Source organism: Aerococcus sp. Group 1, assembly GCF_000193205.1.
Classification (GTDB): Bacteria; Bacillota; Bacilli; order Lactobacillales; family Aerococcaceae; genus Aerococcus; species Aerococcus urinae_A.
On the sequence record NC_015278.1, the window covers coordinates 241,213 to 257,656 of the forward strand.

Annotated in this window: 14 protein-coding genes and 1 pseudogene; all 15 read left to right on the plus strand. The window is 35.1% G+C overall.

The window, feature by feature from the left end; all coding sequences use genetic code 11:
- The 15 genes and pseudogenes from HMPREF9243_RS01130 to tkt all read left to right on the plus strand — a co-directional run bounded on the left by HMPREF9243_RS01130 (nt 1) and on the right by tkt (nt 16,408).
- Complete coding sequence (locus HMPREF9243_RS01130; protein ID WP_041705807.1) at nt 1-1,047, plus strand: PTS fructose transporter subunit IIC; 1,047 nt, start codon at nt 1-3, stop codon at nt 1,045-1,047.
- Nucleotides 1,048-1,133: 86 nt separating this feature from the next.
- Nucleotides 1,134-1,844 (plus strand): HAD family hydrolase, encoded by a 711-nt coding sequence (locus HMPREF9243_RS01135; RefSeq protein ID WP_013668581.1) that lies wholly within the window; start codon nt 1,134-1,136, stop codon nt 1,842-1,844.
- Between the two features lie 178 nt (nt 1,845-2,022).
- Nucleotides 2,023-3,972 carry a fructose-specific PTS transporter subunit EIIC gene (locus HMPREF9243_RS01140; RefSeq protein WP_013669673.1) on the plus strand — a complete coding sequence of 650 codons (1,950 nt, stop codon included), beginning with the start codon at nt 2,023-2,025 and terminating at the stop codon, nt 3,970-3,972.
- A gap of 51 nt (nt 3,973-4,023) precedes the next feature.
- Nucleotides 4,024-4,971: a mannose-6-phosphate isomerase, class I gene (gene manA, locus HMPREF9243_RS01145; RefSeq protein WP_013668684.1), complete on the plus strand. Its 948-nt coding sequence runs from the start codon at nt 4,024-4,026 to the stop codon at nt 4,969-4,971.
- Nucleotides 4,972-5,866: 895 nt separating this feature from the next.
- Nucleotides 5,867-7,549: a transcription antiterminator gene (locus HMPREF9243_RS01150; protein ID WP_081456595.1), complete on the plus strand. Its 1,683-nt coding sequence runs from the start codon at nt 5,867-5,869 to the stop codon at nt 7,547-7,549.
- Between the two features lie 10 nt (nt 7,550-7,559).
- On the plus strand, nt 7,560-8,015 hold the full coding sequence (locus HMPREF9243_RS01155; protein WP_013668978.1) for a PTS sugar transporter subunit IIA: 456 nt from the start codon (nt 7,560-7,562) through the stop codon (nt 8,013-8,015).
- A 14-nt stretch (nt 8,016-8,029) separates the two neighbouring features.
- Nucleotides 8,030-9,370: a PTS galactitol transporter subunit IIC gene (locus tag HMPREF9243_RS01160; RefSeq protein WP_013670126.1), complete on the plus strand. Its 1,341-nt coding sequence runs from the start codon at nt 8,030-8,032 to the stop codon at nt 9,368-9,370.
- 22 nt (nt 9,371-9,392) lie between these two features.
- Entirely contained in the window at nt 9,393-9,677 is a 285-nt protein-coding gene (locus tag HMPREF9243_RS01165; RefSeq protein WP_013668975.1) for a PTS sugar transporter subunit IIB, read from the plus strand.
- 2 nt (nt 9,678-9,679) lie between these two features.
- Nucleotides 9,680-10,197: pseudogene (locus HMPREF9243_RS01170) on the plus strand (YjbQ family protein).
- Nucleotides 10,198-10,209: 12 nt separating this feature from the next.
- Complete coding sequence (locus HMPREF9243_RS01175; RefSeq protein ID WP_049776706.1) at nt 10,210-10,671, plus strand: hypothetical protein; 462 nt, start codon at nt 10,210-10,212, stop codon at nt 10,669-10,671.
- A 186-nt stretch (nt 10,672-10,857) separates the two neighbouring features.
- Nucleotides 10,858-11,178, plus strand: coding sequence for an SIS domain-containing protein (locus tag HMPREF9243_RS09710; RefSeq protein WP_049776707.1), 321 nt, complete (start codon nt 10,858-10,860; stop codon nt 11,176-11,178).
- Nucleotides 11,179-11,192: 14 nt separating this feature from the next.
- Nucleotides 11,193-11,420: a hypothetical protein gene (locus HMPREF9243_RS10450; RefSeq protein WP_155811966.1), complete on the plus strand. Its 228-nt coding sequence runs from the start codon at nt 11,193-11,195 to the stop codon at nt 11,418-11,420.
- A 222-nt stretch (nt 11,421-11,642) separates the two neighbouring features.
- Entirely contained in the window at nt 11,643-13,694 is a 2,052-nt protein-coding gene (locus HMPREF9243_RS01185) for a BglG family transcription antiterminator (RefSeq protein ID WP_041705810.1), read from the plus strand.
- Between the two features lie 8 nt (nt 13,695-13,702).
- Nucleotides 13,703-14,359 carry a deoxyribose-phosphate aldolase gene (deoC, locus tag HMPREF9243_RS01190; protein ID WP_013669548.1) on the plus strand — a complete coding sequence of 219 codons (657 nt, stop codon included), beginning with the start codon at nt 13,703-13,705 and terminating at the stop codon, nt 14,357-14,359.
- A 54-nt stretch (nt 14,360-14,413) separates the two neighbouring features.
- On the plus strand, nt 14,414-16,408 hold the full coding sequence (tkt, locus tag HMPREF9243_RS01195) for a transketolase (protein WP_013669243.1): 1,995 nt from the start codon (nt 14,414-14,416) through the stop codon (nt 16,406-16,408).
- The last annotated feature ends 36 nt before the right edge of the window (nt 16,409-16,444 follow it).

Consider the following 16,444-nt stretch of genomic DNA (forward strand, 5'->3'; position numbering starts at 1 on the left):
ATGAAAGATAATAAAATTTGGAAAGACCTAAAGAAAGCTTTTAATACAGGTGTTTCCTATATGCTTCCCGCAGTGGTTGTGGGGGGGATCTTTTTAGCCGTTGCTTTATCAACGGGTACAGCGACAGACGCTGGTTTAGAAATCACCAATCCTTTCATGAGAAATTTGAACGAATTAGGGAATGCCGGCTTTGCCATGATGATCCCCTTGCTAGCAGGCTATATTGCCCATAGTCTGGCCGGTAAACCGGGCTTAGTGCCAGGGATGATTTTAGGGTATGTTGCTAATAATCCTATTGGCGCTAATCAAGTAAAAACGGGTTTTCTAGGAGCTATGATTCTAGGCGTCTTAGCGGGTTACTTTGTTCGTTGGGCTAAGACTTGGAAAGTTCCACAAATGTTAAAAACCATCATGCCTATCCTAATTGTTCCTATTGCAACGGTTTTTGTGATTGGGATGCTTTATGTCTACCTCATTGCTACTCCAATTGGAGCCTTTATGGATGCCTTAGTCAGATTACTATCAGATATGCAGGGAGGAAGTTCACTGCTTCTGGGAGTCTTGATTGGCGCTATGACAGCGGTTGATATGGGTGGACCAATTAATAAAACGGCCACAGCCTTTACCATCGCTCTCATGGCAGAAGGTGTTTATGCGCCAAATGGTGCCCATCGGATTGCTTGTGCAATTCCCCCGTTGGCCCTTGCTATTTCTACTTTTATTGATGGGAAGAAATATGACGAATCGGACCGGAATTTAGGTCTATCGACCTTCTTTATGGGCCTTATCGGCATCACTGAAGGGGCTATTCCCTTCGCTGTAAAAGATATGAAGAGTGTCTTACCGGCAATTATTATTGGTAGTGCAATAGGTGGTGCCATTGGAATGATGAATGGGGTTGAATGTTTAGTCCCTCATGGCGGCTTAATCGTCCTACCTGTTGTTAATGGTAAGCTCTGGTATACACTAGCTATTTTTATCGGCGCTATTGTTGCAGCAATCATTCTTCATTTCACTAAGAAAAATATCAATCAGGAAAATATTTAGCAAACACTCCCACAAATAACTGTAGGTACAATTAGGCCACAGTTATTGGTTGGGAGTTTGTTTTTAATAAGGAAGGGAGTAAGTCGATGACGGCAAAAAAACTATGCTTAGTTTGGGATTTAGATGACACCCTCTATCAAAAGAGTGATATTTTTAAGAAGGCTAATGAGAAATTTAAGGAGGTAAGACGGGACTTTGACCCTGATCAGCTCGATTATCAAGTATTTAAAAGGATGAGTAATCTAGCCTATGATCGAGCAGCTCAAGGGGATTACTCTAATCAAGAGATGTGGCGGGACCGCATTCAATTAGCTATGAAAGAAATAGGGATTCAAATAAGTGATGAGGAGGCTGATCACTGGCAACACTTATACAGTCAAAGTCAAGCGACCATGAGCCTTTCTCCCAAATTGGAACAAGTCTTTTATTGGTTGATTGATCAGGGCGTTCCTTTAGGGATTATTACTAATGGATTAAGTGACCGCCAATGGCAGAAAGCGCGCTATTTAGACCTAGGTCGCTGGTTTTCCTCAAATCGCATTGTTGTCTCGGGAGACATTGGTATCGAAAAGCCTGACCCGCGAATCTTTGATTATATGAAGCAAATTATTGGCGAAGATTATGATTATTGGTACATTGGTGACTCTTACCAGCATGATATTAGAGGGGCTCATGCTGCGGGCTGGCACAGCATCTGGTTAAATTACCATCAACAAGATCAAGCAGATAGCCAAGCCGACCTATCAGTAAACGATGAAGGCCAGCTACAGGCGGCGATTGAGAATTTGCTTAAATAAAAAATGATAGAATCCTTAAAATCACTTCAGTCATGGAGTGATTTTTCTTTGCCAAAAATGTATTGGGAGATGGTATACTTTAGGGTGGAGATAAAAGGGTTTTCATATAGAAAGGAGACTATCGAGAAAAGTTTAGCGCTATAATTTATTTATTATCAATAGAAAGAAGGATAGAAGGATGGCTAAGAAAGTTTTAGCGATCACTTCCTGCCCAACCGGAGTTGCTCATACCTATATGGCTGCCGAAAATTTGGAGGAAGCAGGGAAGAAAATGGGGGTTGACGTTAAGGTTGAAACCCATGGATCGATAGGTGTTGAAAATGATTTCACATATCAGGAAATTGAAGAAGCTGAAGGAATAATTATTGCAGCGGATACCGATATTGACAAGTCACGCTTTGCGGGGAAAAGAGTCATTGAAGTGGCTGTTAGACAAGGGATTGATCGCCCGGAAGAATTAATTCAATCCATCTTAGATGGCAAGGGCAAAGTAATGAAAGGTCAAGCCGTCAAAAGTGAAGAAAAAGAGGAAATGGGTGTTGGAAAAACTATCTACCGGAGTATCATGAATGGGGTTTCCTTTATGATTCCTTTTGTTGTTACCGGCGGGCTCCTCATTGCTATAGCCCTATCCCTAGGCGGAGAAGCGACTCCAGAAGGCTTCGTGATTCCTGAAGATAGTATTTGGTTCCATGTCAATAATATTGGTGGAGCAGCCATGTCCTTTATGGTTCCTATCCTAGCTGCTTATACGGCCTACGGAATTGCTGAACGTCCCGGTTTAGTACCAGGTATGGTCGGTGGTTATATTGCAGTCAATGGGAGCTTTTATGGGAGTGAAGCTAACACTGGATTTATTGGTGGTATTATTGCCGGTATTATTGCTGGTTACGTGGCTAAATGGATCAAATCGATCAAGGTGCCAAAGGCCATGCAAACAGTGATGCCCATTATCTTTATTCCGATTATTTCAAGTTTAGTGGTTGGATTTATCTTTATTTTCCTAATTGGAGCACCAATTGCCGCAATGTTTGATGCCATGACCCATTGGTTAGCTTCCCTACAAGGTAGTAGTAAGATCTTTTTGGGTGCCATTATTGGAGCAATGATTTCCTTCGACATGGGTGGTCCCTTTAATAAAACGGCCTTTCTTTTTGGTTCAGGCTTAATCGCTGAAGGATCCTATAGTGTCATGGGTGCCAATGCGGTAGCTATTTGTATCCCTCCACTAGCCATGGGGATTTCTGCACACCTCTATAAGAAGAAATTTACTGAAGTTGACCGGCAAACGGGTACAGCTTCCTTTTTAATGGGACTATTTGGGATTACTGAAGGAGCCATTCCTTTTGCTGCTCAAGACCCCTTCCGTGTGATTCCGTCTATCATGGGTGGTTCCATCGTTGGGGCTATCATTGCCATGATGACCGGTGTTGGCGACCACGTGGCTCATGGAGGCCCTATTGTTGCAGTGCTAGGAGCAGTGGATAATGTCGGCTGGTTTACTATTGCTGTTTTGATTGGGGTCGCTGTCAGTGTGGCCTTAATCGGACTATTGAAGCAAAATATTGCAGATAATCCGGGCCTGGCCACTGCTGAAGTTGAAAGTGCTGCAGCTAGTGAAAGTGATCAAGAAACGACAGAAAGCCAAGGAGCAGTAAACAGTATTCATGATTTAACGGATATTACTGAAGAACATTTAATGGATCTCAATCTTAAGGCAAGTACAAAAACTGAAGCCTTTAAGGAAATGTTAGCTTTTAAGGGAATCGATCAATTTATCAATGATAAGGAAACCGTCCTCGAAGCCCTAGAAGCCCGCGAAGCAGAGAGCACCACCGGAGTCGGTCAGCAATTAGCCATTCCCCACGCCAAATCAGCGGCAATTGACCAAGTAAAAGTGCTTTACGGTTATTCTGAAAAGGGGATCGACTGGGATAGTATGGACGGCCAACCCGCTAATATGGTCTTTATGATCTTAGTTCCTGAACACGAAAAAGGGAACACCCACCTCAAAATCTTACAAATGCTATCGCGGAAGCTAATGAATGATGATTTCCGGACTGCAGTGATGAATGCAAAGACAAAAGAAGAACTCTATCAATTGTTTAAAGAAATCACAGTAGAATAGACCCTGCTGATTGATAGTTAGTGAGTCAGTAATAAAGGAGAAACAAGCGTTATGGATGTTATATTTTTACAAGCTGCCCTGCATGAAAAAATTTGGGGTGGGACCAAGTTACGTGATGACTATCATTTTGATATTCCCTCTGAGACAACAGGGGAAGCATGGGTAATCAGTGCCCATCCTAATGGGCCAGCAACCGTTATTGGAGGAGAATTTGCTGGTTTAACTCTGCAAGAGCTCTATGATAAAGAACCTGAACTCTTTGGCAGAAAAGAGGGTGGGAAATTCCCTTTATTGGTAAAAATTATCGATGCTAAGGATGACCTATCTGTCCAACTTCATCCTAACGATGCCTATGCCTTAGAGCATGAGAATGAACTCGGCAAAACTGAAAGTTGGTATATCTTAGCAGCCGAGCCTGGGGCCCAAATTGTCTATGGACATAATGCCCAAAGTAGAGCAGAGTTTGAAGAGATGATAAAAGATCATAAATGGAAGGAACTCTTGCATTATGTGGATGTAAAGCCAGGCGAATTCTACTATGTGCCGGCAGGAACTATTCACGCTATTGGTAAGGGGATCACTATCTTAGAAACCCAACAAAATTCAGATACCACTTATCGAGTGTATGATTATGACCGTAAAGATAAGGATGGTAAGCTCCGCGACCTCCATCTCAAGCAATCTTTGGATGTTGCTCAGGTTCCTCATCAAGATCCTGAATTAGATGAATGGGAAAAGAAATATGGGAAGAGTTCCATCAAACATTTTGTCACTGGTAAGGATTTTGCTGTCTACCGTTGGCATGTGGATGGCGAATTAAAGGTTGATTTACCTGAAGATTATTATTTAGCTACTGTGGTTGAGGGCCAGGGGAAACTGTTTGTTAATGACAATGGCTACTCCATTAAAAAAGGACAATCCTTCATTTTACCGTATGAAGTGACGGAAGTAAGGCTTGAAGGCCAAGTGGAATTGATTGTTTCGCATGTGGTGAAGTAGGAATAGATATAGGATCTTTTTAATAAGCACTGAAAGTTTATCTTTTGGTGCTTTTTTCATTATGTATAGTAATAGATGGTCAAATATAATAAACTGAATTATATATAATTGATAGAATATAAAAAATTAAGATTAATTTATTAATAAGTTGAATTTACTCCACCTAATATTTGTAAAAAATAATAACCGATTGAAACTCTATCAAGCTATGGATTTTTGATTTAGGATAGGTATTTAATAAAATATGTATGACAATTCAAATATTTAAGTGAACTTAAATGTATATTCTAATGAAATAGGGAACCTATAGATGCAATAAGCAACTATAGGTTCCCTTATTCTATTCTTTTAATGAAAATTTAGTAAATATTATTTAAAAATACTTAATTTTATAGTTTTGTAGAAATAGGAAATTTCTTATTAAGGATGCCTAAATAATGATTTATACTAAAAATAACTAATAATATATATTAGAAGATCATAATAGATAGTGGTTATATAATAAATACTAAATTGTATAGGCTATCTCTTAGTATAACCATTTTAATGGATATTTACTTATTATCAACAATCAATGTTGAAAAAGCTGTAATCGCCTTCATTAGGTGTAGATGCTAGGATATATTTAAAGAAGATCTAGCTAGTAAAGGATGAGAGTTATGAATAGTAGACAGTTAAAACTACTGAAATCGATGCTTAGTGAACATAGCTATCAACCTGCTTCTTATTATGCAAAAAGAATGTCTGTATCAGCACGGACAATCTATTCGGATTTAGATATTATAAATGAGTTTATTAAAAAAATGGAGGAGAAGTCCAAAGAAAACCATCAGCAGGAGTTAAAATTGTTGGAGATATATCTATAATACAAACAAACTTATTAAGCAGCAATTTATTGGATTGTGATATTTACGATCCTTCTAATAGACGCTTAATAATAATTAAATTACTAGCTTTCACAAATCAAGATATCAGTCTGGACTACCTTTCTGAAGCTTTTATTGTGAGTAAAACTTCGATCTATAAAGATATTCATGTATTAAATGAGATCATTGATGGCACAGACTCGTATATTGAATCCTCTAAACACGGACTGGCACTCATTGGGAACGAGGAGACTCTTCAAAAAGCAATTAAAGCAATTGTCTTTTATTTTTCAAACAATGAATCTGATCTATCTTTTACGCAAGTGATTAAGTTATTATTCGATGAAGAATCGATACAGTATGTTGATTCATTGCTTAAGGATGAAATTGATGGTTTCGCTAGAGATGCATCCAACTATTATTATCGATCTTTGGTTAGTGTCTTACTTATTCATTTGTCAAGGATACAGATTGATCATCAGATTCAGTCGCAGGAAGAACTTTTATTAGATTCAATTAAATATTTAGAAGTCTATCCAATAGCGGAAAGTTTAGTCAATAAGCTTTCACAGACCTTTGAAATTGAATATCAGATCGAAGATAAAACTTATATTACAAGACAACTTTATGCTCATAGAATACAAAAAAATATAGTAAATATCGATGATAATATCAAGAATTCCGTAAAAATCTTAATTAATGAAGTCAGTATGATAGAGGATATTAATTTAATGGAGGATAGACATTTGCTATTTTCGTTATACCAACACTTTCCTCCAATGCTGATGAGATTAGAAAAGGGAATACAAATTGAGAATCCATTGCTAGATTCTATAAAAATTCAATATATGGAGCTTTTTAGCATTTTATGGTATTTACTTGGAGATTTTGAGAAAAAATATAATGTTTCACTCAATGATCATGAAGTTTCTCTAATTTTAATTCATTTTCAAATTGCATTAGAGAAACAGTCAGAGTCTAAAAATATTTTAATTATATGTCAGTATGGTATGTCTTCTGCGCAACTTATTTACCAAAAAGTAAAACGGATTTTACCAAACCAAGATAATATTGAAATTGCTAATGCTAATAAGTTACACAAGGTTAACTTAAAAAATGTTGATTTAATAATAACTACCATTGATTTAGGAGATTTTAAAAGGAATTATATTAAAGTTTCGCCTATATTTTCTTCACAAGATTATAAAAGCATTTTAAATGCATACAGTTTACTACTTAGTGAACAAAACAACTACAGTCCATCTGAAAAAATAAAAGCTCCTACTTTATTAGAATTTATGAATAAAGACCTAATAAATCTTCATATAGATTCTACAAGTAAAGAAGAACTACTAGATTTTATGATTACTCAATTAGAACAGAAGAAGATGGTAAAAAAAGAATTTAGACAGTCAATCTTTGAAAGAGAAAAATTAGGGGATACTAATTTAGAAAATGGAATTGCGTTACCTCACGCAAATCCAAACACTGTTATAGAATCTTCTATATCTTTTACAACATTAAATAAACCAATTAAATGGGGAAAAGGAAAAGTGCAATTAATAGTTATGATTACCTTTAATGATCAAGATACTAACAAGATAAAATTAGTTATCGAAGAACTGTTTCCAGTAATTAATAACAAAAAATTAGTTGATGAACTCCTAGAAATAAAAGATAAGACGCAATGGATAAATCGATTTATTAATTAGGAGGGAAAATATGTATTTAGACAAAAACTTAGGAATATTACATGTAAAACAAAAAAATTCAAAAGAATTAATGAATAATTTAATTGATATTCTTGAAGAAAACAACATTGTTAAGGGTTCTTTTAGAAATGCTATTTTCGAAAGAGAAGATAATTATCCTACTGGCTTAGAAATAAATGGGTATGGATTTGCTATTCCTCATACTGATGGTGCGCATGTTAATAAATCTCAAATATGTTATGCGACTTTAGTAGAACCCGTAGAATTTCGTAGTATGACAGATCCTAATCAAATTATTAATGTTCAAATGGTATTTATGATCACTATGAAGGAGGCCCATGAGCAACTTGAAATGCTACAGAATTTAATGTCTCTATTTCAAAATAAAAATGAAGTTCATGATTTATTGAGGATTGAAGATAAAGAAATATTTAAAAATAAATTGATCAGTCTTGGAATTCAATAGAAAGAGGGAGAATTATGGATATTATATTAAATGCATTTGAATGGTTCATTTCATTAGGATCAAATGTATTTTTACCTATAATTATATTTATTATTGGTTTATTATTTGGGCTAAAGCCTGGAAAAGCTTTTATTTCTGGAATCACAGTAGGTATTGGTAGTATCGGCCTTGGCTTAGTTTTAGATTTATTATCAAACAGTCTCGGAGCTGCAATTCAAGATATGGGGCAGCAATATGGTGCATCATTGAATATATTAGATATTGGTGTTGGTGTAGGTGGACCATTGGCCTTTTCCACTTCATTAGGTATTTTAATGATTCCAATATCATTAATTATTAACTTTATTTTTATTTATTTAGGGTGGACGAAAGTATTAAATGTCGATATTTGGAACTTTTGGTTTCCGATTTTTATGGGATTAGTCGGACAAGCAATAACAGGAAAATTTGCTTATGGACTACTTATAGCAATAATCGCTGTTATACTCCAATGGACTTTTGCAACATTTACTCAAAGAACGGTTAGTGAGTTTTTTGGATATCCTGGTATTGCTATTAGTCACATGATGGCAACTTCTGGTGCAATTTTTGCTATAATGATCAATTGGATTTTTGAACGAATCCCTGGATTTAACAAGATAGATATGGATGCTGAAACTTTAACTGAACGTTTCGGAATCTTTGGTGATACTGTCGTTATTGGTTTAATTATCGGAATTGTTGTTGGTATTTTTGCTGGCTATGATGTAGCAGGTATAGGCACACTCGGAATGTCAACGGCTGCTATTATGAAGATCATGCCAAAAATGGTTGCAATGTTCATGGAGGGGTTAATGCCTATAGCCGAGGCAGCTCAAGAATTTGCCAATCGTCGCTTAGAAGGGCGTGAGGTTTTAATTGGTATGGATGCGGCTCTAACAGTTGGACATTCAACAGTAATGTCTACATCTCTTCTACTTGTTCCAATTTCTCTAGTTTTAGCTTTAATTTTGCCAGGTAATAAAGTATTGCCCTTCGGAGATTTAGCGTTCTTTGCTTTTGCGATATGTTTAATGATTCCTTTCTTTAAGGGTAACGTGATGAGATCAATTATAGGAAGCTCAATTTACGTTATATTTTGCTTATATATGTCAACCTGGCTTGCACCTATTATTACAGATGTCTTCAATCTTGCCAGTTTTGATATAGGAACTAGTGGATTAGCAACTATGCTTTTAGCGGCTTTATGGCCTGTAGGGCTACTAGTAATTGCATACAATTACCTAGGGATAATAGGAATTGGAATTTACGCTGTAATAGTAATTACTTGTGCTATTTACTTCAGCAAAATTAAAGACATTGAGACTTTCAGTTAAGAATATTTAAAGGAGATTAACTATGAAAAAATTATTAGTTGTTTGTGGAGCTGGACATGCTACCTCAACTATTGCTGTTTCTAAAATTCAAAATTGGCTTAAAAGTAACGGGAAAGATGATCAAGTAAAAATTTATCAATCTAAAATTGCTGATGAGCTTCATCATTTAGATGAATATGATGCTGTTGTCAGCACAACGGTTGTTCCTGAAAATGTTAAAAATAAAGTGATTAATGGCTTAGGCCTATTAACAGGAATGAATACTGACATTATTTATAATAAACTTGAAGAACGTTTGGAGTTGTAATCATGAAAATTTACCATGATTTTATGACTATTGATACAGTTGCAGGCAGGCCCTCTTACCATGACATTTTTGAAAAAATCAAAAAAGTACTTGAGAAAGCGGAAGTCAGAGATGGTATCTTAGTAATTACTACTCCTCATACAACCTGTTCCTTATATTTTGAAGAAAATATGCATGATATTAATTTTTTGGTGATGAATATCTACAAGTAGATTTCAATAATGTTATGGATAAGATTGCTCCTCCAATGAAAACGGAAAATGATTATAACAGTCCTGGAGAAAAGCACATTGAGTTTGGAATGAATCTTTCTGATCCTAACTATCCCGCAGAAAAATGGGTAATGCTGAATACTGATGCGCATATTCGCTCATCAATTTTTGGAAGCAATTCTATGACGATTATTATTAAGAATAACAAGTTGTTAACAGGTAATCTTGGTCGTGTATATTTTGTTGATTGGGATCAGCTAAGAGAGCGTAGCCGTACTGTGAATTTTTTGATTATGGGCGAAGAATAAGGGGGGATACCTATGATTATTGCTCCTTCATTATTAAATAGTAAATTATATGAATTTGAAAAGAATCAAGAGATTTTTCAAAAAAACGGTATTACTGAGCTTCATATTGACGTAATGGACGGAAATTTTGTTCCTGATCAAGCAAATGGTCCTAAATTAATTAGAGATATTCGACCGTTATCAAATCTATACTTTGATATTCACTTGATGATTTCTTCTCCAGAAAGAAAAATTGAAAATTATTTAGATACTGGGGCAGATGGTATCACTTTTCATATTGAAGCAACTAGTGATTCAATGTATATTGTCAACACTTTAAAAAATGCAAATATTGATGCTTCTGTTGCAGTTAATCCTGGAACTTCACTTAATGCTATTGAGGAATTACTACCCAAAATCAATAGAGTATTAATTATGACTGCTAACCCAGGCAGATCAGAGGAGCAATTTCACTTAGAGTGTTTAGAAAAATAAAAAACTTAATCGAATTAGAAAAGATAAAGGATATAAATTTGTTATTCAGTCCGATGGTAAAGTAGATAATAAAGTGATTACTTCACTAAAAGAGTCAGGTTGCGATCATATTGTTTCAGGGGGTTATATCTTCAATCACAAATCACCCGGTCGTCAAATTCAAAATTTAATAAAGGAACTTGATAAATGATGACCAATTCAACATATAGAAATTACGTCTCGATTCTTAAAGAACTTAACATGCATCAAGAAGAATTAGCGTTGTATAATTTTGGAAAAATAAATAATCTGATTATAAATGCTAATCATATATTTTTACTAGGAGCAGGGAGATCTGGTTGCGTAATGAAGATGTTTGCTAATCGTTTAAATCATCTTGGGCTCAATGTGAGTATTATTGGAGAAGTTACCGCTCCACCAGCTAATAAAAATGATGTCTTAATATTAAATTCTTCATCTGGCGCAACTGATCGATTAATTGTTACTGCTAAAAAGGCAAAAAAATAGGTGTTACAATTATATTGATAAGTTCACAAACGAATACGGAACTTTATAAAATAGCAGACGAAGCCATTATTTTTTCTGCAAATAGCAAAAGTTCTGCAGATAATTCATTATCACGACAACCGATGGGCTCATTATTTGAACAGACCAGCCTTATCATTTGTGATGCTATTGTAATTTCTTTAAAAGAAATGCTTGAAGAAACTAATCAAACAATGAGTAAACGACATGCAAATTTAGAATAATTTATAATTATAAAATAGTTAAAGATCGATAAGTAATGATTTCATTGCTTATCGATTTTTATTTATAAAAAAGATTGTAAACGTATATTTTGATATATAATAAGTGATAAAACGAGAGATCAGCCTATAAAAATAAATTTTCTGTTATCGAAATTGTGCTCAATTATTCTTGATAACGCTTACAGATCACTTTACTATAGTTACATAGAAGGGAGTGATAAGTTGTTAAATTATAAAGTTAGCTTTCTGGTGAGTGAACCGAGAACGCTAACTAGAAAAGATGCTTTAAATTTGTCAGAACTATCACTTTCAGAATTCAATAAACAAATCAAAGAGCTAAGCGAAAGGAGCTATCGTTTATTAGATCACATAATAGAGTATAAAGGAAACCTAATAATGTCATCTACAGTTGTTGAACATTGGACCGATTTATATTTCGATTCGAGTGAACAAGAAATCATTTACTCTAAATTAGAAAGACAGTTGATGATAACCCTTCTATCTTTTTCAAACATCAGCTGTAACTCGATATTTGAACTACAATTATTTTTTGATGTTAGCAAAAATACCATAGTAAATGATATAGCGGCCCTAAGAAGTGAATTGGAGAAAGAAGACTTAGACCTTACCTACAGCCGAGCGAAAGGCTACCAGCTTAAAGGTGATGAATTAACTGTTCGTTCTTTTGCTTTTGATAAAATGGGTGACTTATTGAAGTTACAGAATGGGGAGCGTTTGTTATACAAGGGGTTAACCCAAATAAGTAATGACTACTACGCTAAAGTCAGACTTAGTTTTGACACCATCATTCAAAATAATCACTTAAAAATTGTAGAAACTCGTTTTAATAAATCGCTTTACTTTGTGGCTTATTTATTACAGAGAAGTAAATATAATAACTGCCATTTTACTCAAGCCGATAAGAAATTAATTTCATCAGTTAGGTTATATCATTCTTCAAAGATCTTATTAGACAATGTAGAGAATATAAAATCTTATGATGAAGAAAAATATTATTTCACAATTTTACTTTTAATTATTTGTGAAAAAATTCCTAAATCAAATGGATTTGATTTTCTCTATCAGTGCTCAAAAGAAATTATTAATGAATTTCAAAGAATTTCTGCAGTTGAGATTGAAAATTATGACTATCTTTTAGAGAGTCTATATCAGCACTTAGTTCCTGCTTTTTTTAGAATTAAATTTAATTTTTATATTTCTAACCCACTACTAGAGGAAGTATTCAATCAATATAATGATCTTTTCAATATATTGAAGGTTGCCTTAGAGCCTTTTAGGCAAGTTTTAAATAAGCGGATTCCAGATAATGAAATTGGTTTTTTTACAGTGCTTTTTGGCGGACAGACGCAATCAAAATATTCTAAGCAAAGTTTAAAAGCAGTTATTCTATGTCCCAATGGAATTAGTTCATCGGTTATTATGCGAGCTGAACTTCAAAGCATGTTTCCTGAAATTGAGATGATTAATTCTGAATCGATTAATGATTTTGAAGGATTTTTAAAAGACAACGATAATCATAGTGAAGTAGACTTAGTCTTTTCAACTGTTCCCATCAAGTTAGATAAAAAAGTGTTTGTTGTTAAACCTTTAATGACAGAGATTGAGAAGTATGAATTAATTGAAGAAGTCCATAGTGAATTTAATTTTAAATCAGCTAAAATGCCAACGGTTGTCGATCTATTAGATACGATAATGCCATACATATCACTGAATGAGGGTGTCACTCGAAGCAAGTTAATTAGTATTATGCGCAATAAAATAAATAAATCGATTTCTAGAAATACTGACAGACGTCCCCAACTGTCTGATTTGTTAACGGACGATATGATTCAATTTAGCGATGAAGACTTAACCTGGCAAGAGGCGATAAAGTTATCGGCATTACCCCTATTAAATAAGAATTCTATTGAAGATAGGTATGTTGAGGCAATCATTAATCGGACTTATAAATATGGTGAATTTATATATCTCGGGAAAGGCATCGCTTTACCTCATGCGCGCCCCGAAGAGGGGGTAAACAATATAGGAATGACACTTCTTTCTTTGAGAAATCCTATACATATATTAGAAAATAGAAAGAATCCGATCTATATATTAGTTTTCTTAGCAGCAATTGATGATAAGTTTCATTTAAGAGCCTTAGCAAAATTAACAGAAATTTTAAATGATCAGCATACTTTAGAAGAATTGTTCGCAGCTGAGGATAGTCAAGCAATTATTGAATTAATAAAACGAGAAGAAATGAAAGGGTAGATGTTTTAGTGGATAAAAATCAATTGGCTCAAAAAATTGATCATACCTTATTAAAGGCAGATGCAACTGAGCAAGCGATTAGAACAGTTTGTCAAGAAGCGATTGATTACAATACAGCCTCAGTTTGTGTGAATTCCTATTGGGTTCCTATAGTGCATGAGCTTTTAGAAGAAACAAAAATCAATACAGTAGCTGTTGTAGGTTTTCCCTTAGGAGCTATGTCGACTGAAAGTAAAACATTTGAAGCTAAAAATGCTATCGATAATGGTGCAGATGAAATTGATATGGTTATGAATATTGGACAAATGCTCAGTGGAAATTATGACGAAGTTCTAAATGATATTAAATCTGTAGCTGATGTTGTTCATGACAGCGACAAGGTACTTAAGGTTATCCTTGAAAATGCACTTATTGGAAAAGATTTAATTGAAAAAGCATGTCATTTGGCTGAAGAAGCTGGTGCTGATTATGTCAAAACCTCTACTGGTTTTAGCACATCTGGAGCTAAGCTGGAAGATGTCGAATTAATGAGAAAAAGTGTAAGCCCCCATGTAAAAATAAAAGCAGCGGGTGGAATAAGAGATAAAGAGACGGCAATAAAAATGTTAAAAGCAGGTGCAGACCGTCTGGGATTAAGTAGTACCCTTACCATTTTGGCTGAGTAATTATAATCCTATAAAAAATATTTATAAATAGAAATTATAAAAAGGAGAATGTACATGTTTTCAAAAGTTGACAGTTTGGCTGTAGACACTATTCGTATGTTGAGCTTAGACCAGGTCGAAGAAGCTGGAGCAGGACATCCAGGAGCGCCTCTTGACCAAGCACCTATGGCTCATGCTTTGTGGACAAAACATTTAAGAGTTAATCCAACTAATCCTAAATGGTTTAACAGAGATCGCTTTGTTTTATCTTCAGGACATGGCTCTCCGTTAATTTATTCGTTATTACATTTAGCTGGTTTTAATTTATCGATAGATGATCTAAAACACTTTAGAAAATTTAATTCAAAAACACCTGGGCACCCTGAAGTTACCCATACAGAAGGTGTTGAAGCAACTACTGGTCCACTTGGGCAAGGAGTAGCAAATGCAGTTGGTATGGCTATGGCAGAAGCTCATTTAGCAGCAATGTTTAACCGGGATAACTATAATGTGGTCGATCACTATACCTATACAATTTGTGGGGATGGCGACCTGCAAGAAGGTGTTTGCCAAGAAGCATCTAGTTTAGCTGGGCACCTAAAATTAGGGAAACTAATCGTTCTCTATGATTCTAATGATGTTCAACTCGATGGGCCAACTAATATGGGCTTTACTGAAGATATTGAAATGAAGTATAAAGCTTATGGATGGCATTATCAACGTGTTGAAGATGGAAATGATATGGAGGCTATCAATAAAGCCATTGAAAAAGCTAAGGCTGAAACCGATAAACCTTCTATTATTGAAATAAAAACAATTATTGGATACGGTATGCCGAATGCAGGCACATCTGATGCCCATAGTGATCCTATTGGAGCGGAAGGCGTTGCTTATACTAAAAAGCAATATCACTGGACACACGATGAACCTTTCTATGTTCCAGACGAGGTTTACAATGTTTATAAAGAAAATGTTGAAAATCGAGGCAGTCAAGCTGAAGAAGAGTGGAACAAATTATTTAAGGGCTATCAAGAAGCTTATCCAGAATTAGCTGAAGAACTAAGTGCAAGTATTAGAAGAGAATTACCAGACAATTGGGCAGATGAAGTGCCAAACTATGAAGTTGGTGATTCAGAATCTACCCGCGATACCAGCAGTCGGATTATAAATGGCATCGCTGAGAAAGTTTCTACATTCTGGGGAGGCTCGGCCGATCTCTCTAATTCTAATAAGACAATGATAAAATCAGCAGAAGCATTTACTCCAGATAATTATGAAGGAAGAAATATTTGGTATGGTGTTCGTGAATTTGCCATGGGTGCTATCTTGAATGGGATCTTATTACATGGAGGCACTTGGTCTTATGTAGGTACTTTCTTTGTATTCTCTGATTATCTGCGCCCTGCAATTCGTTTGGCTGCTTTATCTCAAATACCAGCTATTTATGTATTTACCCATGACTCTGTTATTTTAGGATTTGATGGAGCCACACACGAACCTATTGAACATTTTGCAAGTTATAGAGCTATGCCAAATCTAACAACCTTCAGACCTGCTGATGCTAACGAAGCTGTTGCAGCTTGGAAATTTGCTATGGAATCTGAAGACCGTCCGACTATTTTGGCTTTATCTAGACAGGCACTTCCAGTATTAGAAGGAACTGTTAAATATGCTCAAGATCATGTTGAAAAGGGTGGTTATGTGATTTCTCCCGCTGAAAGTAAAGATTATGATGGAATAATTATTGCCAGCGGTTCAGAAGTTTCATTGAGCATTGAAGTCCAAAAACAATTAAAAGAAGATGGAATTGATGTAAGCGTAGTCTCAATGCCAAGTACTGATTTATTTGATTTACAAAGTGACGAATACAAGGAAGCAGTATTACCAAGTAAAATCGAAAAACGTTTAGTAGTGGAAGCAAGTAATGATCCAGGTTGGGCAAAATACTATGGGTCTAAAGGCAAAGCGTTAGGTATTGAAACATTTGGAATTAGCGGCGACGGCCAAGAAGTTTATGAATCATTTGGTTACACCGTTGATAAAATTGTTGAAGAATATAAAACTTTGTAATTAAAAGGGAAGTATCGATATATCGCATTATAGATT